This window comes from Micromonospora parva, assembly GCF_040649675.1.
Lineage (GTDB): Bacteria > Actinomycetota > Actinomycetes > Mycobacteriales > Micromonosporaceae > Micromonospora > Micromonospora parva.
Map to the genome: position 1 here is coordinate 183823 of NZ_JBEZFX010000011.1, position 25756 is coordinate 209578.

Sequence of the window (25756 nt, forward strand, 5' to 3'; positions counted from 1 at the left end):
GGCGCGCTGATCAACGGTGACCCGGCCGGCGGGTCAGCAGTGACCCGGGGGCAGGCGAAGCCGGGATTCTCCGGCGCGTCGGGCGCCGGTCAGCCGTCGCGTTCGGGGTAGCCGACCGGCACCGCGGAGACGTCGTCCAGCGCGGTGGTGATCTCCTCGGGCAGTGTGATCCGTTCCACCTGGAGCGCGCCGAGCAGCTGCCCCACCGTCCGGGCGCCGAGGATCGGCGCTGTCACGCCGGGCCGGTCCCGGATCCACGCCAACGCCACCTCCAGCGGCGACACCCCCAGCCCACCGGCCGCGGTCGCCACCGCCTCCACGATGCTGGAGCAGCGCGGCTCCAGGTACGTGGCGACGAATGGTTCGAAGTGCGGCGACGCGGCCCGGGAGTCGGCCGGCCGGCCGTGCCGGTACTTGCCGGTGAGCACCCCCCGGCCCAGCGGTGACCAGGGCAGCACGCCGAGGCCGAGCGCGTCGCACGCGGGCAGGACCTCCCGCTCCACGCCCCGCTCCAGCAGCGAGTATTCGACCTGGGACGCGACCACGGGCGCCCGCCCCGGCCAGGCGGTCTGCCAGGCGGCGGCCCGCGCGGTCTGCCAGCCGGAGAAGTTCGACACCCCCACGTAGCGGACCTTGCCGCTGGCCACCGCGTGGTCCAGGGCGGCCAGGGTCTCCTCCAGCGGGGTGTCCGGGTCGTACCCGTGCACCTGGAACAGGTCGACGTGGTCGGTGCCGAGCCGGCGCAGCGACGCGTCCAACGTCCGCAGCAGGTGCCCCCGGGAGCCGTCGCGGCGTCGGCCACTGCCGGGGCGCAACCCGGCCTTGGTGGCGATCAGCAGCTCGTCACGGGGGACGAGGGAGCCCAGCAGCGAGCCGATCACCGACTCGGCGTCGCCGTCGCCGTACACGTCGGCGGTGTCGATCAGGTTGCCGCCGGCGTCCAGGTAACTCTTCAGCTGGGCGGCCGCATCGTCGGCGTCGGTGTCCCGGCCCCAGGTCATGGTGCCGAGCGCGAGCCGCGAAACCGCCAGCCCGCTTCGGCCGAGCGGTCGCTGTTGCATGGGTGAACCTTATTTCGAACCTGCCGCCACGGATATCCTCGCTCCCGTATCTCTGCCGGTTCTGCCGGTTCCGCCGCCCCGGGCTGCCCCGACGGAGGGGGGATCAAAGGTGTCGAGCCGGTGATCGAGGCCGTTATCGGCATTGCGTAACCTGGTGCGACCTGTGCCACGGATGGGGGAGGACCAGTGCGACTCGGGCTCAGTCTCGGATATCAGACGGCGTGGAGCACACCGGCCGACCACCTGGCGCTGGCCCAGGAGGCGGACCGGCTGGGCTATTCGGTGGTGTGGGCTGCGGAGGCGTACGGCTCCGACTCGCCCAGCATACTGGCGTGGATGGCCGGTCAGACCGAACGGATCGACGTCGGCGCCGCGGTGATGCAGATCCCCGCCCGTACGCCGGCGGCCACCGCGATGACCGCCGCGACCATCGACGCGCTCTCCGGCGGCCGGTTCCGGCTCGGCCTGGGCGTCTCCGGCCCGCAGGTGTCGGAGGGCTGGCACGGTGTGCGGTTCGCCAAGCCGCTCGCCCGGACCCGCGAGTTCGTCGACATCGTCAAGCTGGCCATCGCCCGCAAGGAGGTGGCGTACGACGGCGAGCACTACACGCTGCCGCTGCCGGACGGCCCCGGTAAGGCGCTGCGGCTGGGCTTCCACCCACCCCGCGAGCACATACCGATCTACCTGGCCGCGGTCGGCCCGAAGAACCTGGAGCTGGCCGGCGAGATCGCCGACGGCTGGCTGGCCGTGTTCTACGCCCCGGAGTTCGCCGAGGAGCAGCTCGCCTCGGTGCGCGCCGGGCGGGCCAAGGTCGGCAAGGAGCTGGCCGGGTTCGACGTCGTGCCGTCGGTGCCCGTGGTGATCGGCGACGACGTGGCGTCCTGCGCCGAACTCGTGCGCTGGTACGCCGCGCTCTACGTGGGCGGGATGGGCAGCCGCCAGCAGAACTTCTACAACCAGCTCGCCACCCGGATGGGCTACGGTGACGCCGCCCGCGAGGTGCAGGACCTGTACCTGGCCAAGCGGCAGCGCGACGCCGCCGCCGCGGTGCCGATGGAGTTCATCGACCGCACCTCGCTGCTCGGCCCGAAGGAGCGCGTCGCCGAGCGGATGCGCGAGTACGCCGCCGCCGGTGTCACCACGCTGTCGGTGACGCTGTTCGTGGCCGACCGGGACAGTGGGATCCAGACCCTGCGGACCGTCGCCGAGGCACTTGAACTTTCGGGAGTCGGCGAGTGACCTGGGTCGAAGCCATCGTCCTGGGCATCGTCCAGGGACTGACCGAGTTCCTGCCGGTCAGCTCGTCGGGGCATCTGCGGATCACCTCGGCGATCTTCTTCGACCGTGACGCGGGCGCGTCGTTCACAGCGGTCACCCAGCTCGGCACCGAAGCGGCCGTGTTGATCTACTTCGCGAAGGACATCTGGCGGATCACCCGGACCTGGCTGGTGGGCATCCGGGACAGGTCGGTGCGCTCCAGCCTCGACTACCGGATGGGCTGGTACGTGATCGTCGGCTCGATCCCGATCGGGCTGTTCGGGTTCCTCTTCAAGGATCAGATCAAGACGGCTGGACGCAACCTGTGGTTGGTGGCGACCACCCTGATCGTGTTCGCGTTCGTGCTGGCGTTCGCCGAGTACTGGGGGCGGCAGACCCGGACGTTGGAGAACTTCCGGATGAAGGACGGCGTCGTGATGGGTTTCGCCCAGGCCATGGCGTTGATCCCCGGGGTGTCCCGTTCCGGCGGGACGTTGACCGCCGGTCTGCTGCTCAACCTGACCCGGGAGGCGGCGGCCCGGTACTCGTTCCTGCTGGCCATCCCGGCGGTGGTGATGTCCGGCGTGTTCAGTCTCGGTGACGTCTTCGAGCCGTCCGCGCCGGGCACGTCCACCCCGTCGGTCGCGCAGATGATCGTGGCCACCATCATCGCGTTCGGCATCGGGTACGCGGCCATCGCCTGGTTGCTGCGTTACGTCGCCCACCACACCCTGTACGTCTTCGTGCTGTACCGGGTCGCGCTGGGCACCCTGGTTCTCGCGCTGCTGATGACGGGCACGATCAGCGCCACCTGATCCGCCCGCGCCCGCACCGGCCTCCGATCCCCGCAGTGGGGTCGGAGGCCGGTGCGTGTGCGGCGTCCACCGGATGCTGTCGTACTTCATTGCATTTGGGGTGAATGGTCGTAGAACGCACCTAGTCTTTCCCTGTCGGGGATGACGTCCCGGCCCAGACGCGCGGGAGAGGGGCGACGGTGACCGCCAGCGGCGCGCGGCGCGGGCGGGACCGGCCGCCACGGCGCAACCTCATCGCGGTCCTCGCGATCGTGGCGCTCTCCGGCGCGTTCTTCGGCTACGACCAGGGCGTCATCAGCGGGGCGCTGCGCGACATCCGCCAGACCTTCGACGCGAACACCTTCGCCGTCGAGGTGGCGGCGAGCTGGGTGACCCCCGGTGCGCTGGTGGGTGCGCTGCTCGGTGGTCACCTCGCGGACCGGATCGGCCGCCGGGGAGCACTGTGGGTCGCCGCCGCCGCGTTCGGGGTGGGCACCCTCGTGCAGGCGTTCGCGCCGATGATCGGGGTGATGTTCGGCGCCCGGCTGATCCTGGGTCTGGGCATCGGGGTGGCCTCGGTCGCCGGCCCGATGTACGCGGCGGAGGCGGCGCCGGAACGCATCCGGGGCAGCCTCCTGGCGCTGTACCAGTTCTCCACCACGTTCGCGATCTTCATCGGGTACCTCGCCGACGAACTGTTCGAGGCGGGCAACTCCTGGCGTTACCTGCTCGCCGCCGCGGTGCTGCTGGGGGTGGCCCTCGCCCTGGTCACCACGGTGATCCCCGACTCGGCCGTCTGGTACGTCGGGCGCGGGGACAAACGCCGGGCGGAGGCGTCGCTGAGGGCGACCGTGCCAGCGGAGAAGGTGCCCCAGCGGCTGCACGCCGTGCAGGAGAGCCTGGCGGCCGGCAAGGCGGGTTGGCGCGAGGTGCTCTCGCCCGAGTGGCGGCGTCCGTTGGCGCTGGGCGTGGGTCTGGCCCTGTTCCAGCAGTTGACCGGGATCAACGGGATCATCTACTACGCCGACGAGATCTTCTCCGCCGCCGGATTCCACACCCCGCAGGCGCAGTTGACCGCCACCACCTGGGCGATCGGCGCTGTCGACTCCCTCTTCACGCTGGTCGCCGTCGCCTTCCTGGACCGGCTGGGCCGCCGTCCACTGCTGCTGGTCGGGCTGCTGGGTATGGCGGTCTCGCTCGTGGTGGTCAGCGTCAGCTTCGCGAAGATGGATCCGGGGGCGCAGGCGGCCGGAGCGACCGGGCACCACCCCACCGACGCGGGCATCTTCCTGCTGGTCGGCGTGGTCATGTTCGTGGCGTTCTACGCGATGTCGATCGGCCCCACCGCCTGGACGGTGATCAACGAGATCTTCCCGGGCCGGATCCGGGGCCGATGTGTGGCGATCGCGTCCGCCACGCACTGGGGCACCGAGTACCTCATCACCCAGTTCTTCCTGAGCATGCTCGACGCCCTGGGGCGCTCGGGCGTGTTCGCGCTCTTCGCCGGCACCTGTGTGCTCGGCTTCCTGTTCATCTGGCGGTACCTGCCGGAGACCAGGGGCAGGACCCTCGAAGAGATCCAGCGGATGTGGCAGGCGGACGCCCGTGCTCGGCGTCCGCACCGTGCCGGCGACGGATCCCGCTGATTCGCGGCTTCTGACCCGTGACGCAGGGGCAGGGCGTACGGTCGACCCGAAGCCGCCTAAAAGGGACCTGTTGGACAAACAGCTCATTCGGGGTGACCGTCAGCGCTCCCCGGGAGGCGAACCGTTCGGCGGGATGGCGGCCCCGACCGACCGTCGCAGAAGGACCAGGACAGTGCATCTGACACCACGGGAATTCGACAAGTTGACGATCCTCTCGATGGCGATGGTCGCCAACGCCCGCAAGGCCAGGGGGATCAAGCTCAATCACCCCGAGGCCGTCGCGGTCATCTGCGCCGCCGCCCTCGAGGGCGCCCGCGAGGGCAAGACCGTCGAAGAGGTCATGAACGAGGCCCGCAGCACGCTGAACGCCGACGACGTGATGCCGGGCGTGGCGGACATGGTGCCCATGATCCAGGTCGAGGCGGTCTTCACCGACGGCTCGCGACTGGTCACCGTGCACTCACCGATCCGATAGGGAGCAGGACATGGCCAACCAACATCCCGGCCCCAACTCGAAGCACGTGCGACCCATCGGCGGCTACGTGCTGAGCGACCAGCCACTGGAGTTGAACGCGGGCCGACCGGTCACCGAGGTCGTCGTCCACAACACCGGTGACCGGCCGATCCAGATCGGTTCACACTTCCACTTCTTCGAGGCCAACCGGATGCTCGCCTTCGACCGTGAGGCGGCGTTCGGGCGGCGACTGAACATCCCGGCGACGACGTCCATCCGCTTCGAGCCGGGTGACAAGAAGACGGTGCAGCTCATCCCCTTCGGCGGGCAGCAGCGCGTGTACGGCTTCAACGGCCTGGTGCAGGGGTGGAGCGGCAGTGAGTCGACCCCCAGCTACCGGCCGGACCGGACCGAGGCGATCCACAACGCCAAGACCCGCGGCTTCAAGTTCGGCCCCGAGGAGCAGGACCAGCCCAAGGGCAAGAAGAAGTAGATCGACTAACCCGCAGGGCTGCGTGCCTCGGGCAGGAGAGATGATTCGATGAGCCAGATTTCCCGGCAAGAGTATTCCGGCATGTACGGCCCCACGACGGGCGATCAGATCAGGCTCGGCGACACCGACCTGTACATCGAGATCGAGAAGGATCTCCGTGTCCTCGGCGACGAGGTGATGTACGGCGGTGGCAAGACGCTGCGCGACGGCATGGGCGTCAACAACCAGTACACCAACGCCCAGGGTGGCCTGGACCTGGTCATCACGAACGTGACCATCCTGGACGCGACCCTCGGCGTGGTGAAGGCCGACGTCGGCGTCAAGGACGGCAAGATCGCCGGCATCGGCAAGGCGGGCAACCCGAACGTGATGGACGGGGTCACCCCCGAGCTGATCACCGGTCCGGGCACCGAGGCGATCTCCGGTGAGCACCTCATCCTGACCGCCGGAGGCATCGACACGCACGTGCACCTGGTGACGCCGCTGCAGGCGTACGCCGCCCTGAGCAACGGGGTGACCACCCTGTGGGGCGGCGGGACCGGCCCGACCGACAGCACCAACGGTGTCACCATCACTCCCGGCCCGTGGAACATCCACGCGATGATGCGGGCCTTCGAGACCATCCCGATCAACATCGGTCTGATGGCGAAGGGCAACAGCACCGGCCGCGCGCCCCTGGTGGAGCAGATCATGGCCGGCGCGCCGAGCTTCAAGATCCATGAGGACTGGGGTGCGCCGCCGGCGGTGATCCGGGCCTGCCTGGACGTCGCCGACGAATTCGACGTGCAGGTCAGCATCCACACCGACACCCTCAACGAGAGCGGCTACCTGGAGGACAGCATCGCCGCGTTCGAGGGCCGGACGATCCACACCTTCCACACCGAGGGCGCTGGTGGTGGGCACGCGCCGGACGTCATCAAGGTCGCCGGTCAGATGAACGTGCTGCCGAGCTCGACCACGCCGACGGTGCCCTACGGCATCAACAGCCAGTCCGAGCTGTACGACATGATCATGGTCTGCCACAACTTCAACCCGCAGGTCCCCTCGGACGTGGCCTTCGTGGAGAGCCGGATCCGCACCGAGACCATCGCGGCCGAGGACGTCCTGCTCGACGAGGGCGTCATCTCGATGATGCAGAGCGACTCGCAGGCCATGGGCCGCGTGGGTGAGACCTGGTTGCGGACCATCCAGCTCGCCGGCCAGATGAAGACCGCCCGCGGCAAGCTCGCCGAGGACTCCAGCGCCAACGACAACTTCCGGGTGCTGCGGTACGTCGCCAAGATGACCATCAACCCGGCGATCACCCAGGGAATCTCGCACGTGCTGGGCTCGGTCACGCCGGGCAAGATGGCCGACCTCGTGCTCTGGGAGCCGGCGTTCTTCGGCACGAAGCCGAAGCTGGTCCTCAAGGGCGGCATGATCGCCTGGTCGATCATGGGTGACCCGAACGCCTCCCTGCCGACGCCGCAGCCCGTGTACTACCGGCCGTCCTTCGCCGCGTACGGCAGCCAGCTCGGCAAGACCTGCGTGACCTTCGTGTCCCGGGCCGCGCACGAAGCCGGCATCGCCGAGGAACTCGGCCTGCAACGGCAGGTCATGCCGGTGTACCGGACCCGGGGGCTCACCAAGCGGGACATGGTCCGCAACGACCGGCTGCCCACGCTCGAAGTCGACCCGGAGACCTTCGCCGTGAAGATGGACGGCGTGCACGCGACAGTGCCGCCGGCCCGGAACCTGCCTCTGAGCCAGCTCTACTTCTTCAGCTGACCCCCCCGGACGCCCGCGCCGCCGTGTGCGGCGCCGGCGCACCCATGGAAAGGAGACGCCCGTGCTCGTCGAATCGGTGCTGGGCAACATGAACGAGCCGGACTGGACACTCCGGCTGAAGGAAGCGCGCATCGACGACCTGGTCCTGGACCAGTGGGACGCCCAGAAGAGCCGGATCCGCAAGATGACCAGCTCCGGCGCGGAGCTGTCGGTGGCGCTGGCCCGGGGGGTCCGGCTGCGCGACGGCGACATCCTGGCCTGGGACGACCTGACCGCCACGGCCGTGGTGGCCCGCGTCCAGCTGGGCGAGGTGATGGTGGTCCACCTCGACCAGCTGCGCGGCGAGTCCGCCGAGCTGCTGATCCGCTCGGCCGTCGAACTCGGTCACGCGATCGGCAACCAGCACTGGCCGGCGGTGGTCAAGGGCACCCGGATGTACGTCCCGCTGACAGTGGACCGCAAGGTGATGGACTCGGTGATGCGGACCCACGCGTTCAGCGGGATCACGCACGAGTTCGTTCCGGGCACCGAGATCATCGCGTACCTCGCCCCGCACGAGTCGCGGCGGCTGTTCGGTGGCGCCGACTCGACGCCGCACTCCCACCTCCCCGCCGACCTCAACTGAGCGGGGCCGGGCGGTGCGCACCATGGCCGAGACCCTGAAGCTCCTGCAGTTCGGCGACTCGGTCTTCCCGGTCGGTGCCTTCTCCTTCTCCAACGGGCTGGAGATGGCCGTCCAGCACGGTGTCGTGCACGACCGGAGCACCCTTCAGGACTTCGTCCGGACGGTCACCCGGCTCGCCGCCACGGGGGACGGGGTGGCGCTGCTCGCCGGTCACCGGGCGGCCCGGGCCGGCGACCTCGACCGGATCCGCCAGGCCGACGAGGCCGTGCACCTGCGCAAGATCAACGAAGAGATGCGCACCATGTCGGTCCGGATGGGCCGCAAACTGGCCGAGGCCGCCACCCGGATCGTCGGGGAGACGCTGCTCAAGAAGCGGATCGACGAGTCGGCGAACGGAGTGCCGGTCACCTACCCGGTCGCGCTCGGCGTGGTCTTCGCCGACCTCGGGGTCGACGAGCAGGACGCGTTCGCGGCCCACCAGTACGGCGCGGCGTCGACGGTGCTCAGCGCGGCGATCCGGCTGATGCCGGTGGACCACCTCGACGCGCAGTCGATCCTCTTCGCGGTCAACGAGCGGGTCGCCGACGACTACCGCGAGGTGCACACCGCGAACCTCGACGACATGCAGACCTTCGGACCGCATGCCGACGTGCTGGCCGCCGCGCACCAGCACGTGCACGTGCGGATGTTCATGAGCTGAATCCGCAGTCCGCGCAAACGAACCCAGGAAGGACAGGCACCGCATGAAGTCGGCAAGTCGTATCGGAGTGGGCGGCCCGGTGGGCAGCGGCAAGACCGCGATCATCGAGGCCGTGGTGCCACGGCTCGTGGAGAACGGGCTGCGGATACTGGTGATCACGAACGACGTGGTCACCACGGAGGACGCGAAGCACGTCCGGCGGGCGCTGACCGGGGTCCTGGTCGAGGAGCGGATCATCGGGGTGGAAACCGGGGCCTGCCCGCACACGGCCGTGCGGGAGGACCCGAGCATGAACCTCGCCGCCGTGGAGGACATGGAGTCCAAGTTCCCGGACAGCGACGTGGTGCTGATCGAGAGCGGCGGTGACAACCTCACCCTGACCTTCAGCCCCGCCCTGGTGGACTTCTTCATCTACGTCATCGACGTCGCCGCCGGCGACAAGATCCCGCGCAAGAACGGCCCGGGGATCTCCAAGTCCGACATCCTCGTGATCAACAAGACCGATCTGGCGCCCTACGTGGACGCCGACCTCGACGTCATGGCCCGCGACGCGGAGCTGATGCGCAACGGCAAGCCGGTCGTCTTCACCAACTGCAAGACGGGCGAGGGCGTCGACGAGCTGGTCTCGCTGGTCCGCCGCAACGCGCTCTTCGACGCCGAAGTGGTCGCATGATCTCACTGGACAGTGCCCGTGAGCTGGCGCCGTACCAGGACCAACCGGCGCAGCTGCCGGCCGCCGCCAACGGCAAGGTCGGCATCCTGCGCCTCGGGTTCGAGCGGCGCGGGGACCGCACGATCCTGCACGACCTCTACCGGCAGTCGCCGCTGCTGGTGCAGCGCGCGCTCTACTGGGACGAGGAGATGCCGCAGCTGCCCTGCGTCATGATCCTCACCACCTCCGGGGGCGTCCTGCAGGGCGACCGCCTGCACATGGACGTCACACTGGCGGCCGGCAGCCAGGCGCACCTCACCACCCAGGCCGCCACCAAGATCCAGGAGATGGACGCGAACTACGGGACGCAGGTCCAGCGGTTCACCCTGGACGAGGACGCCTACCTGGAGTTCCTCCCGGAGCCGACGATCCCCTACCGGGCCAGCCGGTTCGCCACCGACAGCCGGGTGCGCCTGCCGGAGAGCGCCACGTTGCTCTACGGCGAGATCCTGCAACCCGGCCGCAAGTACTACCGCGACGGTGAGCTCTTCGCGTACGACCTCTTCTCCTGCTCCCTGCGGGCCGAACGCCCCGACGGCCGGCAGTTGTTCGTGGAGAAGTTCGTGGTGACCCCCCGGCAGTTCGGCGTGGAGAGGGTCGGGGTGATGGACCGCTTCCACATCTTCGGCAACGTCGTGCTGCTCACCAGCCCCGAACGGGCGGCCCGGGTCTTCGACCGGACGTCGACGCCGGTCTGGGACGAGCAGACCCCCCTGGCCAGCGCCGTCGGCCGGCTGCCGAACGACGCCGGGCTCATCTTCAAGGTGCTCGGTCAGGAGACCGAGCCGGTCCGCGCCGCGGTCCGCGCCTTCTGCGTGGCCGCCCGGGAAGAGGTGACCGGCCGGACCTTCCCGCCGGCGTTCAGCTGGCGTTGATCTGGCGAGGAGACGTTCCGTGACCGCAGTGGCGCACCGTTGGGACCGGCTCGGTGACGGCAACCCGCTTGTCGGGTTCGTCGACGCCTGCCTGCGCGGGCCGGCGCAGGTCCTGCTGCAGAACAACCCGCTCACCGGGCTGCTGGTCCTCGTCGCGGTCGCCTGGGGGGCGGTCGAGAACGGGCAGCCACGGATTTTCGGGGGAGGGGTCGTCGGCCTGCTCGTCGGCACCGCCACGGCGGTCGCCCTGCGGGTGGACGAGCCCTCCCTGCGCAAGGGACTGTTCGGCTTCAGCCCGTTCCTCACCGGCATCGCCGTGCCGACGTTCCTCGACGACCGGCCGCTGATGTGGCTCTACCTGGTGCTCGGCGCGATCGGCACGACGGTGGTCACGCTGGCCCTGAACACGATCTTCAAGACCTGGGGCCTGACCGCGTTCACCATGCCGTTCGTGCTGACGACGTGGGTGCTGCTGCTGGCCGCGTACCAGTTCGACCGCTTCACGGTGCTGACCAACCTCAAGCCGATGTTCCCCGGTGAGGGGCAGTTGACCGGTGGTCGTTTCGACTGGGACCTGATCCCCACCTTCCTGCGCGGGGTGTCCCAGGTCTTCCTGATCGACAGCTGGGTCACCGGGCTGATCATCCTGGTCGCGCTGCTGGTCAACTCCCGCTGGTCGGCGCTGTTCGCGGTGATCGGCGCGGTCGGGGCCACCCTGCTGGCGCTCTGGTTCGGCGCCGACTCGGCCTCGCTGGACAAGGGACTGTTCGGCTTCAACGCGGTGCTGACGGCGATCGCCGTGGGCGCGGTGCTGCACCGCCCCGGCGCGCTGGTGACCCTCTACACCCTCTTCGGCATCGCCCTCACGCTCTTCGTCCAGCTGGCCCTGGCGAGCGTGCTCACCCCACTCGCCATCCCGGTGCTGACCGGACCGTTCAACATCACCACCTGGCTGTTGCTGCTGCCCAAACGGCACTTCGCGCCGGTGCCCAACCACGAACGCGTCAAGGAGTCCGTCGTCACCGCGGTGCGACACACCGTCTGACGTCCCGACAGGAGAGGTGAGCCCCCATGCTCGCTCAGGAAGCGGTGAACTCGGGCGACACCGCCTGGGTGCTCGTCTGCACCGGCCTGGTGTTGTTCATGACCCCCGGCCTGGCCGCCTTCTACGGCGGTATGGTCCGCACCCGCAACGTCCTCGCGATGTTGCAGCAGAACATGATCGCGCTGGGCGTCGTCAGCCTGACCTGGGTCCTGGTGGGATACACCATCGCCTTCGGCGACGACGCGGGCAGCGGCCTCTTCGGCAACCTCGAACTCTTCGGACTGACCGACCTCAAGACCCCACCCGCACCCCACCTGCACGTGGTCGCCGGCCAGGTGACCATTCCGACGCTGGCCTTCGTCGCCTACCAGATGATGTTCGCGGTGATCACCCCCGCGCTCGTCACCGGCGCCACGGCCGGTCGGCTGAGGTTCGCCGGCTGGGTGGCGTTCCTGGCGATCTGGTCCATCGTCGTCTACGCGCCGATCGCGCACTGGCTCTGGCACCCGGACGGCTGGTTGGCCGCGTTCGGCACCCAGGACTGGGCCGGTGGAATGGTGGTGCACGCCTCGGCGGGCGCCGCCGTGCTGGGCACGTTGCTGGTCGTCGGACGCCGTCGTGGCTGGCCACGCACCGCCTCCCCACCCAACTCCATCCCGCTGACCATCCTCGGGGCGGGCATCCTGTGGTTCGGGTGGTTCGGTTTCAACGGGGGAGACGGACTCCAGGCCAACGGCCTGGCCGCCCAGGCGCTGATCAACACCCACCTGGCGGCCGCCGCCGGCATGATCGTCTGGCTGGTGGCGGAGCGGCTGAAGGACGGCCACAGCACCGTCGTCGGCGGCGTCTCCGGGGCGGTCGCGGGGCTCGCGACCGTCACCCCCGCCGCCGGGTACGTCAACACGCTCTCCGCCATCGCCATCGGCGCGATCGCCGGGTTCGTCTGCCACTTCGCGCTGCGGCTGAAGTACCTGCTGCGGCTCGACGACGCGTTGGACGTCCTCGCGGTCCACTTCGTCGGCGGCATGCTCGGCTCGCTGCTGGTCGGCTTCTTCGGCGACAGCGGTGTCAACCCGCTCGGCAAGGACGGACTCTTCTTCGGCGGCGGCGGATCCCTGCTCTGGCACCAGGTCGTCGGCGTGGTCACCGTGGTGGTCTTCTCCTTCGTGCTCAGTTGGGCGATCGCCGCCGCCGTGCAGGCCACGCTCGGGCTGCGGGCCCGCGCCGAGGTGCAGGACAACCTCGACCACGCCCAGCAGGACGCCGACGCGTACCACCTGGGCGGTGTGGCGGGTCTCAACGGCAGCGGCGCGCCCCAGCGTCGGCGCGAACCCGAACGCGGGCGCGACGCGCAACGACCGGCCCGGCCGCCGCAGGACGCCCGACTGGTGACCGCGACGGTCAATCCGACCCTGCTGCCGACCACCCGGGAGCTACGCGACGCGCTGGTCGGCGCCGGCGCCACCGCCATCGTGCTCTTCGACGCCACGGTCTCCACCGCCGAGCCGGCCGCCCGTTCGCTGCCCCGAGGGTTCTGGCAGGACCAGGACCTCGTGGGCCGGGCCCGGGTCGAGGTGGTGGTGGAACGCGCGGCGGTGCCCGCGGTACTGGACGTGCTGGTCCGCTACGGCGCGGACCGCTCCGAGTGCTTCGTGCAGGACGTTCAGCTCGCGACGGACGTGCGCTGAACAGGTACGCCCCGGCGCGACACCGACCACCGTCACCGACCGGTACGCAGCAGCAGCGACAGGCTGGCCAGGGTCAGCGTTCCCCAGGCCGGCACCCAGAGCGGCTGTTGCTGTGCCACGGTGCCGAGGCCGCCCCCGGCGGCGTAGCAGGTCAACGCCAGCAGCCCCAGGAAGGTGCCCTGCCGGGCCCGCGATCGGCCGGTGTCCGGTCCGACCAGCCACCGTCCGATGCGTTCACCGAGCTTGGCCACCGTGCCCGACTGGTAGGTGACGGCAGTGGTGATCCCGGCGGTACGGGCGAACAGCGTCGCCAGCGCGCCCATGGCGAGACCGCCGGCGGCGGCCAGCCCGACCCGCGCCGGCCCGCCCTGCCGGCCGTAGTCGAGCAGCACGTTGAGCGCCGTCCAGAGGGCCATGGCGAGCACGGCGCAGGCGAGCCCCCGCGAGGACTGCGACCACCGGCCCGGTGCCGTTCGGACCTGCGAGACGACGCCCGTCCCGACGGCGAACGCGACCAGCGAGGCCGCGGACTCGGGCCAGGCGGCGTGTCTGCCGGCCAGGCCGATGCCCAGCAGGACGGCGTTGCCCGACTGGTTGGCGACGAAGGCCCCGTAGTGCAGGAAGGCGAAGGCGTCGACGAAGCCGGCGGTGCCGGTGGTGAGGGCGAGGACCAGCAGCGGATGGCGGAACTCCCGGTACACGTCCTGGGGGTCCGCGGTGAACGACGGCCGCGCGGATGCCGAGTCGCCCATCGCGTTGCGCACCCTCCGACAGCGGCCCCGGACACGCCAGGCACAACGCACTGTACCGAACCGGTCACGCGGCTCAGCCCGTTTCACGGCGGATCGACGGTTTCACGCCTGGTCGGCGCTCTCGCGCCGGGTCGGCCTGGGCGACGCGAACCCGGTCGGGGCGGCGGGCGACGACCCCGGTCGGGCGCAGGTCATAGGGTGGTCCCCGTGGCGACCCTCCTGCTTCTGCGACACGGCCGGACGACAGCGAACGCGGACGGCGGTCTGGCCGGCCGCCAGCCGGTCGAGTTGGACGACACCGGGCGCGCCCAGGCCAGCGCGGTCGGCGAGCGGCTGCGGCAGGTGCCGTTGGCCGCCGTGGTGACCAGCCCGCTGATCCGCTGCCGGCAGACCCTGGAGTTGGCGCTCCCGCAGGCCACCCCGGTCGTCGAGGACGGCCTGATCGAGTGCGACTACGGCAGTTGGGAGGGTCAGCCGCTGAAGAAGCTCGCCAAGGAGCCGCTCTGGCCGGTGGTGCAGCAGCACCCCAGCGCGGCCGTCTTCCCGGGCGGGGAGGCGATGGCGGCGATGGCGGCGCGGGCCGTGGCGGCGGTGCGCTCCTGGGATGCCCGGGTGAACGCCGAACACGGGCCCGAGGCGGTCTGGTTGGCCTGCAGCCACGGCGACGTGATCAAGGCCATCGTGGCGGACGCGCTCGGCGTACACCTGGACGCCTTTCAGCGGATCGTGGCCGACCCGGCGTCGGTGACGGCGATCCGGTTCACGCCGCTGCGTCCGTTTCTGGTGCGTCTCAACGACACCGGCGGCGACCTGACGGCGCTGGTGCCGCCCCCGGCCAAGCGGCGTCGGCGCGCGAGCCGGGTGGCCGACTCGGACGCGGCCGTCGGCGGCGGGGCGGGTGCGTCGCGGTGAGGCGGGTCACCACCCCACCTCCGGCCGCTGCGTCAACGCCCGCCACGCCCGGGTGCAGCCCCTGGTACGCCGGGCGCGCCGCCACTGCGGCGATTCGCGTCGGTGGGGTGCGCGGTGCCCAGGCGGGCCGGATAGGGTCGTGGGTATGACCCACCAGGTGCACGCCTTCGAACCGCCGGAGCGGTTCGTCGCCGGGACTGTCGGGCCGCCGGGGGAGCGCACGTTCTTCCTGCAGGCCCGCGGCGGCGGCAGGCTGGTCAGCGTCGCGCTGGAGAAGGTCCAGGTGTCCCTGCTCGCCGAGAAGCTGGAGGAGCTGCTCACCGAGGCGCAGCGTCGCTTCGGGGTGGACCTCCCCGAGCTGGCGCCGGTGATCGGCGACAACGAGCCGCTGGACACTCCGGTCGACGAGGAGTTCCGGGTCGGGACCCTCGGGCTGGCCTTCGACGTGGACACCGCGACCGTGGTGATCGAGGCGATCGCGGCGGGCGAGGTGGAGCCCGAGGTCGAGCTCGGCGACGAGGACGACGACGAAGACGACGAGGACGACGACGAGCCGGACGAGGACCTCGATCGCCTCCGGGTCCGGCTCACCCCGCAGGCGACCCGCCAGTTCATCGAGCGGGCCCGGCGAGTGGTCAACGCGGGCCGGCCACCGTGCCCGCTCTGCGGCCAACCGTTGGACCCCGCCGGGCACCTCTGCCCGCGGCACAACGGTTACCACCGGTGACCTCGTCCGGCCTCCAGCCTCGCCAGGACGGCGACGCCGCGCTGCGGCTGCTGCGTGACGGCGTCCTCGACCTGGAGGGTCGGCTGGTCGACGCGTCGAACACGACGCTGCGCGGCATCCTGACCCTGGACGGGATGACCGCCCGCTGCGTCTACAAGCCGGTCCGTGGCGAGCGCCCCCTCTGGGACTTTCCCGACGGCACCCTGGCCGGTCGGGAAGTCTCGGCGTACCTGGTCTCCCGGGCCACCGGGTGGGGTCTGGTGCCGCCCACCGTGCTGCGTGACGGCCCGCTCGGCCCCGGCTCCTGCCAGCTCTGGATCGACGAGCCGGAGGACGCCGAAGCGCTCGTCGGTTTCCTGCCCGCCGGGGAGCTGCCGCCGCGCTGGATCCCGATCGCCGCGGCCCGGGACGACGACGGCGCCGCGTACGCCCTGGCCCACGCCGACGACCCACGGCTGGCCCGGCTCGCGGTGCTCGACGCGGTGCTCAACAACGCCGACCGCAAGGGCGGTCACGTGCTCGTCGGCGCCGACGACCGGATCTACGGCGTGGACCACGGGGTGAGCTTCCACGTGGAGGACAAGCTGCGCACGGTGCTCTGGGGTTGGGCCGGCAAGCAGTTGCCCCCGGACGCCGTGGAGATGCTCGACGCGCTGGCCGGGCAGGTCGCCGGGCCGCTCGGCGCGGAGCTGGCCGACCACCTGACGATCAGCGAGGTGGCCGGGGTGGCCGCCCGGGTCGACCGGCTGCGCGAGACCGGCAGCTTCCCGCTGCCACCGGAGGACTGGCCGGCGATGCCCTGGCCACCCATGTGAGCCGCTGTCATCTTGATCACCCGTGGGGTGCTCCGGCGTCGTCGCCGGGCTGGCTAGGCTGATCCCATGGAGTCTTGGGCGGGACACGAGGTGCCACGGCTGCCGGGCAGGGGCGAGCCGCTGGCGTTGTACGACTCGGCGCGGCAGGGTGTCCACCCGAGTGAGCCGGCCGACGCGGGAAGCATGTACGTCTGCGGCATCACCCCGTACGACGCCACCCACCTCGGCCACGCCGCCACCATGATCACGTTCGACCTGGTGCAGCGGATGTGGCGCGACTCCGGCCGCCCGGTGCGCTACGTGCAGAACGTCACCGACATCGACGACCCGCTGCTGGAGCGGGCCGCCCGCGACGGCGAGGACTGGGTGGTCCTGGCGATGCGCGAGACGGCGCTGTTCCGGGAGGACATGGAGGCGCTGCGGATCATCCCGCCGGCGCACTACGTGGGCGCCGTCGAGTCGATCCCGGACATCGTCGAGAAGGTCGAGGTGCTGCTCAAGGACGGCGCCGCGTACCGGCTCGACGACGGCACCGGCGACGTCTACTTCGACATCTCCGCCACGCCCCGCTTCGGCTACGAGTCGAACCTGACCCGCGAGCAGATGCTGGAGATCTTCCCGGAGCGCGGCGGCGACCCCGACCGGGCCGGCAAGCGGGACCCACTGGACCCGCTGCTGTGGCGCGGAGCCCGCGAGGGCGAGCCGTCCTGGCCGGGCGGCGAGCTGGGCCCGGGCCGCCCCGGCTGGCACATCGAGTGCGCGGTGATCGCGCTCAACCTGCTCGGCGACCGGATCGACGTGCAGGGCGGCGGCAACGACCTGCTCTTCCCGCACCACGAGGCGTCCGCCGCGCACGCCGAGCGGCTCACCGGTCAGGCGCCGTTCGCCGAGCACTACGTACACGCCGGGATGATCGGCCTGGACGGCGAGAAGATGTCCAAGTCCCGGGGCAACCTGGTCTTCGTGTCCCGGCTGCGCGCCGACAAGGTCGACCCGATGGCGATCCGGCTGGCGCTGATCTCCGGGCACTACCGCAGCGACCGTACCTGGACCGACGAGCTGCTCGCCGCCGCGTACGAGCGTCTGGACCGTTGGCGGCGGGCCGCCGCCGCGCCCGCCGGGCCGTCCGGGGCTGAGCTGCTGGCCGAGGTACGCGCCCGACTGGCCGACGATCTCGACACCCCCGGCGCGCTGGCGGTGGCCGACCGCTGGGCCGAGGCGGCCCTGGCCGGCGCCACGGACGACCCGGAGGCCCCCGCGCTCTTCGCGAACACGGTGGACGCTCTCCTGGGCATCCGCCTCTAGCCCCCCGCCCCCGGCGGCGGACACCCGCCCGCCCGCACGCCGCGCGTCGGTTGCGGGAGGATGATCGACTCGGTTTTCAGGAAGTCGCGGCGTCCCGACCAGTGCGATGCCCCGACTTCCACAAAGCCGAGTCGATCACCCCAAGACACCCGATCGATCCCGACAAGACGCCGCACAGTTAACCCAGACCGCGTTGATCATGAGGTTGGCGGGCATTTCGATCTCTGCCGGATCCGTCAACCTCATGATCGACCGGGGTGCGCGCGGGGTGCGCGCGGGGTGCGCGCGGGGTTGTGGTCCGTGGGGACCGTCAGCCCAGGATTAGGCCGGGGTCGGGTTCTGGGTCCGGGCTTGGGCCGGGGATCTTGTACTCCTCGGTGAGCGTGGTCATCGGGCCGGGCCAGGTCGCCTGGGACACCTCGATCGGCTTGCGGTGCGCGTCGTACGCGACGTGCAGCAGGTGCAGCACGGGGGTGTCGGGTCGGATCTGGAGGATCTCGGCCTCCTCCCGGCTCGGCTGGCGGGCGCTGATCGTGTCGGTGGCCGAGACGTAGCGCCGCCCGGTGGCTTCCTCGGCCTCCTGGTAGAGCGGTCGGCCGAACGCCTCGGTGCGCTCCAGGGAGGTGCCCGCGGTGTCGCGGGGCAGGAACCAGGAGGCGCCCACCTCGACGGGGGAGTCGTCGGTGCGTACGAGGTGCCGGCGGCACAGCAGGCTGGTGCCGTCGGACACGCCGAAGGCGTCGGCCACCTCGGCGGGGGCGGGGGCGGGCCCGACGGAGACGAGCTGCTGCCGGTACCGGGCGGCCAGGTCGGTGTGGTAGCCGCGGAAGCCGCCGTAGCGGCCCCGGGAGAGGCGGTTGAGTCGGCGGCGGGTGCCCCGGACGTACGTACCGGAGCCGGGTTTGGTGATCAGGATGCCCTCGACCCGCAGCTGGTCGACGGCGCGTTGCACGGTCTGCTTGGCGACGCCGAACATCTCGGCGATGGCCGGGATGGACGGCAGCCGCTCGCCCGGCCCCCAGTCGCCGCGGCGGACCTGGGCCTTGAGCTGCGCGGCGATCTGTCGGTGCGGGAACTCGGCGGCCCCGGGGTTGATCTGCACACCCGCCTCCTTGATCACATCTAGGTTCCTAGGATGCCCTAGCGGGTGTGACGGCGCCACCCCGGACACGCCAAAACGGGCCCCCGGACCACAAAGGTCCGAAGGCCCGCAGAGGAGCGGCGGCTACCAGGAACCGGCGGTGGGGCCGGCGGAACCGCCCCGGCGGCGCAGGTACTTCTCGAACTCCTGGGCGATCTCGTCACCGGTCAACGGGGTGATGCCCTCGTCGCCGACCCGTTCCTCCAGCTCGCGGACGTACTCGCCCAACTCGGCGTCCTGCTCGGCGGCGCTGCGCACCCGCTGCTCCCACTCGGCGGACTCCTCGGCCAGGTCGGCCATCGGCACCGGCAGGTCGACGACCTCCTCGACCCGGTGCAGCAGGGCGAGGGTGGCCTTCGGGCAGGGCGGGTTGTTGGCGTAGTGCGGCACGTGCACCCAGAACGAGACGGCGTCCACCTCGGCGCGGGTGCACGCGTCGTGCAGCACGCCGACGATGCCGGTCGGGCCGTCGTACCGGGTGGGGGTGAGCTGGTAGCGCTCGGCGGCCTGCGCGTCCGAGGCGCTGCCGCTGATCGGCAACGGCCGAGTGTATGGAACGTCGGCCAGCAACGCGCCGAGCAGCACCACCCGTTCCACCTCCAGGCTGTGGCAGATCTCCAGCACCTGCTCGCAGAACGTCCGCCAGCGCATGCTCGGCTCGATGCCGCGGATCAGCACCACGTCGCGGTCGGTGCCCTCCGGGCTGGCCACCATGAACCGGGTCGTCGGCCACTCCACCCGCCGGGTCTCCCCGTCGGCCATGGTGATGGTGGGCCGGCTGACCTGGAAGTCGTAGAAGTCCTCCGGATCCAACTCGGCGATCTGCCGGGCGTTCCAGACCTGCTCCAGGTGCTCGACAGCGGCGGTGGACGCGTCGGCGGCGTCGTTCCAGCCCTCGAACGCGGCGATCGCCACGGGGGACCGCAGCACCGGCAGTCCGTCGAACTCGGTCACGCCGTCACCTCACCCTGCTCGTCGCGGCTGGCGCCGGGACCGCGCCCGGTCGTCATGCCGTGGTGCACGGTGGCGTCCCTGTTGTCCTTCACGTCCGTCAGCCTACGTGCAGGGCGGGGGCACGGCCCGTCGGCCGCGCCGGTCGGCCGCTCCGACAGCAGGTCATACCCGAACGAACCAGACAGGGTGATCCCCGTGACACAATAGGGGATCGCTCGAGGATGGTCGTGGAGTCCGGCCGAATCGCACTAACCTGAACGGGTGCGGACTTCATTGATGGATGTGCTGGCTGAGCGGGTTCTCATCGCCGACGGTGCGATGGGCACGATGCTCCAGGCCGCGGACCTCACGCTCGACGACTTCGACGGGCTCGAGGGGTGCAACGAGATCCTCAACGTCACCCGCCCGGACGTGGTGCGAGGGGTGCACGACGCCTACCTGGCCGCCGGTGCGGACTGCGTGGAGACCAACACCTTCGGCGCCAACCTCGCCAACCTCGCCGAGTACGACATCCCGCAGCGCATCCGCGAGTTGTCCGAGGCGGGCGCCCGGATCGCCCGGGAGGCCGCCGACGCGGCCAGCACCCCGCAGCGGCCCCGGTTCGTGCTCGGCTCGATCGGGCCGGGCACCAAGCTGCCCACCCTCGGGCACGCCGACTACTCGACCCTGCGCGACGCCTACCAGGAGAACGCCGCCGGTCTGATCGCTGGCGGCGCGGACGCGCTGATCATCGAGACCTGCCAGGACCTGCTCCAGGTCAAGGCGGCGGTGGTCGGGTCGAAGCGGGCGATGGCCGAGCTGGGCCAGTCGGTGCCGATCATCTGTCACGTCGCCGTGGAGACCACCGGCACGATGCTGGTCGGCAGCGAGATCGGTGCGGCCCTGGCCGCGATCGAACCGCTGGGCGTGGACCTGATCGGGCTCAACTGCTCGACCGGCCCGGCCGAGATGAGCGAGCACCTGCGGTACCTGTCGCAGCACTCCCGCATCCCGCTGTCGGTGATGCCGAACGCCGGCCTGCCGGTGTTGACCGCCGACGGGGCGTACTTCCCGCTGACTCCCGTGGAGCTGGCCGAGGCCCTGGAGCGGTTCGTCACCGAGTACGGCGTGGGGCTTGTCGGCGGCTGCTGCGGCACCACCCCGGAGCACATCCAGGTGCTGTCCGAGCGGCTGCACGGCGTGACCGCCCCGGCCCGTGAGCCCCGACACGAGGCGGGTGTGTCCTCGGTGTACCACCCGGTGCCGTTCGCCCAGGACGCGTCGGTGCTGATGGTGGGGGAGCGGACCAACGCCAACGGCTCGAAGGCGTTCCGGGAGGCGATGCTCGCCGGTGACTGGCGGGCCTGTGTGGAGATCGCCCGCAGCCAGGCGCGCGACGGCTCGCACCTGCTCGACCTCTGCGTGGACTACGTCGGCCGCGACGGCACCCAGGACATGCGGGAGCTGGCCGGCCGGTTCGCCACCGCGTCGACCCTGCCCATCATGTTGGACTCCACCGAGCCGGCGGTCGTCGAGGCCGGGCTGGAGATGCTCGGCGGGCGGTGCGTCGTCAACTCGGTGAACTTCGAGGACGGCGACGGCCCCGAGTCCCGGTACGCGCGGGTGATGCCGATCGTCCGCGAGCACGGCGCCGCGGTGGTGGCGCTGCTCATCGACGAGGAGGGCCAGGCCCGTACCCAGGAGTGGAAGGTCCGGGTCGCGACGCGGTTGATCGACGACCTGACCGGCCGGTGGGGCATGGACCGCTCCGACATCCTGATCGACGCGCTGACCTTCCCGATCGCCACCGGGCAGGAGGAGACCCGCCGCGACGGCCTTGAGACGATCGAGGCGATCCGCGAGATCGCCCGCCGCTACCCGGGCGTCAACTTCACCCTGGGCATCTCGAACATCTCCTTCGGCCTCAACCCGGCGGCCCGGCAGGTGCTCAACTCGGTGTTCCTGCACGAGTGCGTGCAGGCCGGCCTGACGTCGGCGATCGTGCACGCCAGCAAGATCCTGCCGATGTCGAAGATCCCCGACGAGCAGCGCGAGGTCGCCCTGGACCTGGTCTACGACCGGCGTCGCGAGGGATACGACCCGGTGCAGCGGTTCCTGGAGCTCTTCGAGGGCGTCGACGTGACCAGCGCCCGGGCCAGCCGGGCCCAGGAGTTGGCCGCGCTGCCGCTGGACGAACGGCTCAAGCGGCGGATCATCGACGGTGAGCGCAACGGCCTGGAGGCCGACCTGGACGACGCGATGGCCGGCGGCCGATCCCCGCTGTCGATCATCAACGACATCCTGCTGGACGGCATGAAGGTGGTCGGTGAGCTGTTCGGCTCCGGCCAGATGCAGCTGCCGTTCGTGCTCCAGTCCGCCGAGGTGATGAAGACCGCGGTGGCCTACCTGGAACCGCACATGGAGACCGCGGAGGACGGCGGCAAGGGCCGCATCGTGCTCGCCACAGTGCGCGGCGACGTGCACGACATCGGCAAGAACCTGGTCGACATCATCCTGTCCAACAACGGCTACGAGGTGGTGAACATCGGCATCAAGCAGCCGATCAGCGCCATCCTGGATGCCGCCGAGCAGCACCGCGCCGACGCGATCGGCATGTCCGGGCTGCTGGTGAAGAGCACCGTCATCATGAAGGAGAACCTGGCCGAGATGGCCACCCGCGGGGTCGCCGAGCGGTGGCCCGTCCTGCTGGGTGGGGCGGCGCTGACCCGCGCGTACGTGGAGGACGACCTGCGCGCGATGTTCCCCGGGCAGGTGCACTACGCGCGGGACGCGTTCGAGGGTCTGTCCCTGATGGACAGGGTGATGACCGCCAAGCGTGGCGGCGCGCCGGTGATCGACCCCGAGCGGGAGGCGGCCCTCGCGGCCCGGCGGGCGCGCCGGGAACGGCAGCGCTCGGTGGTCAGCACGTCGCTGCCGGAGCTGCACGACTCCTCGGTCCGCTCCGACGTCGCCGCCGACGTGGCGGTGCCCACCCCGCCGTTCTTCGGCACCCGGGTGGTCAAGGGCGTGCCGATGGCCGACTACGCGGCACTGCTCGACGAGCGGGCCACCTTCTCCGGGCAGTGGGGCCTGCGCGGCGCCCGGGGCGGCAGCGGACCCTCCTACGAGGAGCTTGTCGAGACCGAGGGCCGCCCGCGCCTGCGGTACTGGCTGGACCGGTTGATCGCCGACCAGGTCCTTGAGGCAGCCGTGGTGTACGGCTACTTCCCGGCGTACTCCGAAGGCAATGACCTGGTGGTGCTCGACGAGAACGGGCACGCGGAGCGCGCCCGGTTCTCGTTCCCCCGGCAGCGGCAGGAGCGGCGGCTCTGCCTGGCGGACTTCTTCAAGCCCCGGGGCGAGCAGCTCGATGTGGTCGCGTTGCAACTGGTCACCGTCGGCCAGCCGGTCAGTGAGTACGCGGCGAAGCTGTTCGCCCGCAACGAGTACCGCGACTACCTGGAGGTGCACGGGCTCTCCGTGCAGCTCACCGAGGCGCTCGCCGAATACTGGCACCAGCGCATCCGCGCCGAGATGACCCTGCCCGACGGCCGCCCGCTGGGGCACGACGACCCGGCGGACCTGGCCGGCATCCTGCACAACGACTACCGGGGTTGCCGGTACGCGTTCGGCTACCCGGCCTGCCCCGACCTGGAGGACCGGGCGAAGATCATGGATCTGCTGGGCGCGGACCGGATCGGGGTCGAGCTGTCGGAGGAGTTCCAGCTGATGCCGGAGCAGGCCACCGACGCGATCGTCGTCCACCACCCGGAGGCCAACTACTTCAACGCCAAGTAACGGTGCAAGTGCCCTGACCTGCATGTGAGGTCGTCCGAACGGCGGCTGAGTCATGATCATGCCGCGGTCAGATGTGCTGGTCCGTTTGCCGCGATCGATGCTGCTCGCACCACGGCAGCTGAGGCAAGGCCCTAGCATCGGCCCCATGATCGAGGACTTCGCGGGTCGGCTCCTGCGCGACATGGCCGGCCTCGACCCGTGCACAGCGGTCGTCGACGCCGGCGAGCAGGATGTCGACGGGCTTACCGACTACAGCCCGGAGGGCCACCAGGCCCGCGCCGACCTCGCGGCCCGCGCCCTGCACGAACTCGAGACCGTGGGTGACGCACTGCCGGCCGCGACCGCGCTGCACGCCCACCTCGCCGAACGGCTGAGTGCGCGGATCGCCGTGCATGACGCCGGGGAGGACCTGCGCGAACTGCACGCGGCGGCCACCGGTCCGCTCCAGCTCATCCGCCAGGCCGTCGAGGCCGCGGTTCCGGGCCACGGCGCCGAGGGCGCGGCCTTCGAGGAGGGTTGGGCTCGTGTCTGCGCACGCCTGGCCGCGATCCCCACGGCCCTGGACGGGTACGCCCGCAGCCTCCTGCTTTCCGCGGAGCGCGGCAATGTGCCGGCCCGGCGTCAGGTGGAGCTGGTCACGCAGCGCTGTCGCACCTGGATCGACGACGATGTCGCCTTGGTGGATCGCTACGGCGATGGGCGTCAGCGGGCGTCGTTGCAGGCCGCAGCGACGGGCGCGCGAGCGGCGTACCAGAGACTGGCCGAGATGCTGACCGCAGACCTGGCACCACGGGCCGTTGAGGAGGAGGCGTTCGGTCAGCAGCGGTACGCACTCTGGGTGCGTACCTTCCTCGCGGCCCGCCCTGATCTGCGCGAGTTGTACGACTGGGGCTGGGACGAGTTCCGAGCGACAGAGGCAGAACTGATCGCGGAAGCGAAGGCCCTGGGCGGGAGCGTGCCCGAGGTGCTCGCCTGGCTCGCCAGCCCCGACGCGCCTGGCACGCTGCACAGCAGGGAGGCATTCGGCGGGTGGTTGCAGGAGCTGTTGGAGGCCACCACCGAGCGACTGGACGGCGTACATTTTGACATTCCCGCCCCGCTGCGGCGCATCGAGTCGCGGTTGACCACGTCGTCCGGTATTGCCTACATCGGGCCGTCGCGGGACGTGGCGCGGCCGGGCCGGGTCTGGTGGTCCGTCCTCGAGGACGCGACGAGTTTCCCCACCTGGTACGCGTACAGCACCGCCTATCACGAGGGCGTTCCCGGGCACCACCTCCACCTCGGCTCCGAGGTCTGCCGGGGAGGCCTTGGGCAGCGGTTGAACCTGCTCGGCGGCCTTGCCGGCAGCCAGGAGGGCTGGGCCCTGTACGCCGAGCGGTTCATGGACGAGCTCGGGCTCTACGACCAGCCGGGTGCTCGACTGGGCTATCTGTACATGCAGCTCCTGCGGGCGGCACGGGTCGTGCTCGACATCGGTCTGCACCTGCGGCTGCCGGTGCCGTCTGGTGACGGAGCAGTGTGGACGCCGGATGCTGCGCTGCAGCTGCTGCGGGACCGCTGTCATCAGGGGCCGTACGCGTCCGCCGAGCTTGCGCGTTACCTGGGCCGGCCAGGGCAGGCGCTGGCTTACAAGGTGGGTGAGCGCGTGTGGCTGGCAGGCCGCTCGTCCTTCCCCGGCGACCGGCGCGCATTCCATCGCTACGCGCTGGGGCTGGGTTCGCTGGGGCTGGATCAGTTGACGGCGGCCCTTGAGGTTGGCCGTGCGCCGTAGGGCGATCGCCAGGGGTGGTCAGGTGGTGTGCACGCCGCGCGCTCTGGCATTGTGATAGGTACCTTGCCATGACAAGGTAGTGGTATGCAGCCCGATCCGAAGCTCGTTGCGTTGCGGCGCGGCCTGCTCGAACCACTCGTCCTGGCTGCCGTCGAGTCCCAGCAGCGGTACGCGGCCGAGATCCTCGCCGCTCTACAGCAGGCAGGTTTTCCCGCCCAGGAGGGCACGCTGTATCCGCTGCTGAGCAAACTCCGTCGAGACGGGCTCGTGCACCACGAGTGGCGTGAGTCGCCGTCCGGGCCACCCCGGAAGTACTTCTCCCTCACGGATGCCGGCAGGGGGCAGCTCACCGCGTTCCGCGACTACTGGGGCGAACTGACCCTCATGATCAACACGATTGGACGATGATTCGTGAACGAGCCGGTATCCATCCGCCTCGTGCTGCCCGTCGTCCCGACGGTCACCGACTACGAGCGCCAACGGGA

Annotated in this window: 23 protein-coding genes; 19 read left to right on the forward strand and 4 right to left on the reverse strand. The window is 70.7% G+C overall.

The annotated features are described in order from the left end of the window. Nucleotides 1–89: 89 nt before the first annotated feature. The gene (locus tag AB0C03_RS26255; RefSeq protein ID WP_030332779.1) at nucleotides 90–1061 is read right to left on the reverse strand and encodes an aldo/keto reductase; all 972 of its coding nucleotides are present in this window, start codon (nucleotides 1059–1061) and stop codon (nucleotides 90–92) included. A 186-nt stretch (nucleotides 1062–1247) separates the two neighbouring features. Between AB0C03_RS26255 and AB0C03_RS26260 the strand changes: the two genes are divergently transcribed. From AB0C03_RS26260 to AB0C03_RS26315, 12 genes are all read left to right on the forward strand, one after another. Further along, nucleotides 1248–2300, forward strand: coding sequence for an LLM class F420-dependent oxidoreductase (locus tag AB0C03_RS26260; RefSeq protein WP_357639478.1), 1053 nt, complete (start codon nucleotides 1248–1250; stop codon nucleotides 2298–2300). After that, complete coding sequence (locus AB0C03_RS26265) at nucleotides 2297–3133, forward strand: undecaprenyl-diphosphate phosphatase (protein ID WP_210860214.1); 837 nt, start codon at nucleotides 2297–2299, stop codon at nucleotides 3131–3133. The genes AB0C03_RS26260 and AB0C03_RS26265 overlap by 4 nt, the downstream gene beginning before the upstream one ends. 179 nt (nucleotides 3134–3312) lie before the next feature. After that, nucleotides 3313–4758, forward strand: coding sequence for a sugar porter family MFS transporter (locus AB0C03_RS26270; protein ID WP_357639482.1), 1446 nt, complete (start codon nucleotides 3313–3315; stop codon nucleotides 4756–4758). A gap of 172 nt (nucleotides 4759–4930) precedes the next feature. Continuing rightward, nucleotides 4931–5233 (forward strand): urease subunit gamma, encoded by a 303-nt coding sequence (locus AB0C03_RS26275; protein WP_210860212.1) that lies wholly within the window; start codon nucleotides 4931–4933, stop codon nucleotides 5231–5233. A 10-nt stretch (nucleotides 5234–5243) separates the two neighbouring features. Then, nucleotides 5244–5705, forward strand: coding sequence for an urease subunit beta (locus AB0C03_RS26280; protein ID WP_030332786.1), 462 nt, complete (start codon nucleotides 5244–5246; stop codon nucleotides 5703–5705). A 48-nt stretch (nucleotides 5706–5753) separates the two neighbouring features. Then, nucleotides 5754–7472, forward strand: a complete 1719-nt coding sequence (locus AB0C03_RS26285) for an urease subunit alpha (RefSeq protein WP_030332788.1) — start codon at nucleotides 5754–5756, stop codon at nucleotides 7470–7472. A gap of 61 nt (nucleotides 7473–7533) precedes the next feature. After that, on the forward strand, nucleotides 7534–8097 hold the full coding sequence (locus AB0C03_RS26290) for an urease accessory protein UreE (protein ID WP_051708532.1): 564 nt from the start codon (nucleotides 7534–7536) through the stop codon (nucleotides 8095–8097). 22 nt (nucleotides 8098–8119) lie between these two features. Beyond that, nucleotides 8120–8797 (forward strand): urease accessory protein UreF, encoded by a 678-nt coding sequence (locus tag AB0C03_RS26295; protein WP_357639487.1) that lies wholly within the window; start codon nucleotides 8120–8122, stop codon nucleotides 8795–8797. Nucleotides 8798–8840: 43 nt separating this feature from the next. Beyond that, nucleotides 8841–9470, forward strand: coding sequence for an urease accessory protein UreG (ureG, locus tag AB0C03_RS26300; RefSeq protein ID WP_030332796.1), 630 nt, complete (start codon nucleotides 8841–8843; stop codon nucleotides 9468–9470). Further along, nucleotides 9467–10384 (forward strand): urease accessory protein UreD, encoded by a 918-nt coding sequence (locus AB0C03_RS26305; protein WP_210860805.1) that lies wholly within the window; start codon nucleotides 9467–9469, stop codon nucleotides 10382–10384. The genes ureG and AB0C03_RS26305 overlap by 4 nt, the downstream gene beginning before the upstream one ends. Before the next feature lie 19 nt (nucleotides 10385–10403). Next, a complete protein-coding gene (yut, locus tag AB0C03_RS26310) occupies nucleotides 10404–11429 on the forward strand; it encodes an urea transporter (protein ID WP_210860803.1) in 1026 nt (341 codons plus the stop codon). Between the two features lie 26 nt (nucleotides 11430–11455). Continuing rightward, complete coding sequence (locus AB0C03_RS26315) at nucleotides 11456–13117, forward strand: ammonium transporter (RefSeq protein WP_210860800.1); 1662 nt, start codon at nucleotides 11456–11458, stop codon at nucleotides 13115–13117. Nucleotides 13118–13149: 32 nt separating this feature from the next. On the opposite strand, the gene AB0C03_RS26320 is transcribed toward AB0C03_RS26315, so the two are convergent. Next, nucleotides 13150–13869: a YoaK family protein gene (locus tag AB0C03_RS26320; RefSeq protein ID WP_210860798.1), complete on the reverse strand. Its 720-nt coding sequence runs from the start codon at nucleotides 13867–13869 to the stop codon at nucleotides 13150–13152. A gap of 198 nt (nucleotides 13870–14067) precedes the next feature. Here AB0C03_RS26320 and AB0C03_RS26325 point away from each other — a divergent pair, with 198 nt between their 5' ends. The 4 genes from AB0C03_RS26325 (at nucleotide 14068) to mshC (ending at nucleotide 17628) form a co-directional block, all read left to right on the forward strand. Beyond that, nucleotides 14068–14781 (forward strand): MSMEG_4193 family putative phosphomutase, encoded by a 714-nt coding sequence (locus tag AB0C03_RS26325; RefSeq protein ID WP_030332804.1) that lies wholly within the window; start codon nucleotides 14068–14070, stop codon nucleotides 14779–14781. 145 nt (nucleotides 14782–14926) lie between these two features. Next, nucleotides 14927–15508: a DUF3090 domain-containing protein gene (locus tag AB0C03_RS26330; protein WP_030332806.1), complete on the forward strand. Its 582-nt coding sequence runs from the start codon at nucleotides 14927–14929 to the stop codon at nucleotides 15506–15508. After that, a complete protein-coding gene (locus tag AB0C03_RS26335) occupies nucleotides 15505–16323 on the forward strand; it encodes an SCO1664 family protein (protein ID WP_030332808.1) in 819 nt (272 codons plus the stop codon). The genes AB0C03_RS26330 and AB0C03_RS26335 overlap by 4 nt, the downstream gene beginning before the upstream one ends. Nucleotides 16324–16389: 66 nt before the next feature. Beyond that, nucleotides 16390–17628, forward strand: a complete 1239-nt coding sequence (gene mshC, locus AB0C03_RS26340; RefSeq protein ID WP_357639494.1) for a cysteine--1-D-myo-inosityl 2-amino-2-deoxy-alpha-D-glucopyranoside ligase — start codon at nucleotides 16390–16392, stop codon at nucleotides 17626–17628. 310 nt (nucleotides 17629–17938) lie between these two features. Here the strand turns inward: mshC and AB0C03_RS26345 are convergent, their stop codons facing one another. Then, nucleotides 17939–18730, reverse strand: coding sequence for a GntR family transcriptional regulator (locus tag AB0C03_RS26345; protein WP_210865973.1), 792 nt, complete (start codon nucleotides 18728–18730; stop codon nucleotides 17939–17941). Nucleotides 18731–18853: 123 nt separating this feature from the next. After that, entirely contained in the window at nucleotides 18854–19723 is an 870-nt protein-coding gene (locus tag AB0C03_RS26350) for a PAC2 family protein (RefSeq protein ID WP_030332815.1), read from the reverse strand. A gap of 276 nt (nucleotides 19724–19999) precedes the next feature. On the opposite strand from AB0C03_RS26350, the gene metH reads away from it, so the two are divergent. The 3 genes from metH to AB0C03_RS26365 all read left to right on the forward strand — a co-directional run bounded on the left by metH (nucleotide 20000) and on the right by AB0C03_RS26365 (nucleotide 25679). Next, entirely contained in the window at nucleotides 20000–23500 is a 3501-nt protein-coding gene (gene metH / locus AB0C03_RS26355) for a methionine synthase (RefSeq protein ID WP_247680778.1), read from the forward strand. Nucleotides 23501–23645: 145 nt separating this feature from the next. Then, on the forward strand, nucleotides 23646–25271 hold the full coding sequence (locus AB0C03_RS26360) for a DUF885 domain-containing protein (RefSeq protein ID WP_210865919.1): 1626 nt from the start codon (nucleotides 23646–23648) through the stop codon (nucleotides 25269–25271). Between the two features lie 84 nt (nucleotides 25272–25355). Then, entirely contained in the window at nucleotides 25356–25679 is a 324-nt protein-coding gene (locus AB0C03_RS26365) for a PadR family transcriptional regulator (RefSeq protein ID WP_210859510.1), read from the forward strand. The last annotated feature ends 77 nt before the right edge of the window (nucleotides 25680–25756 follow it).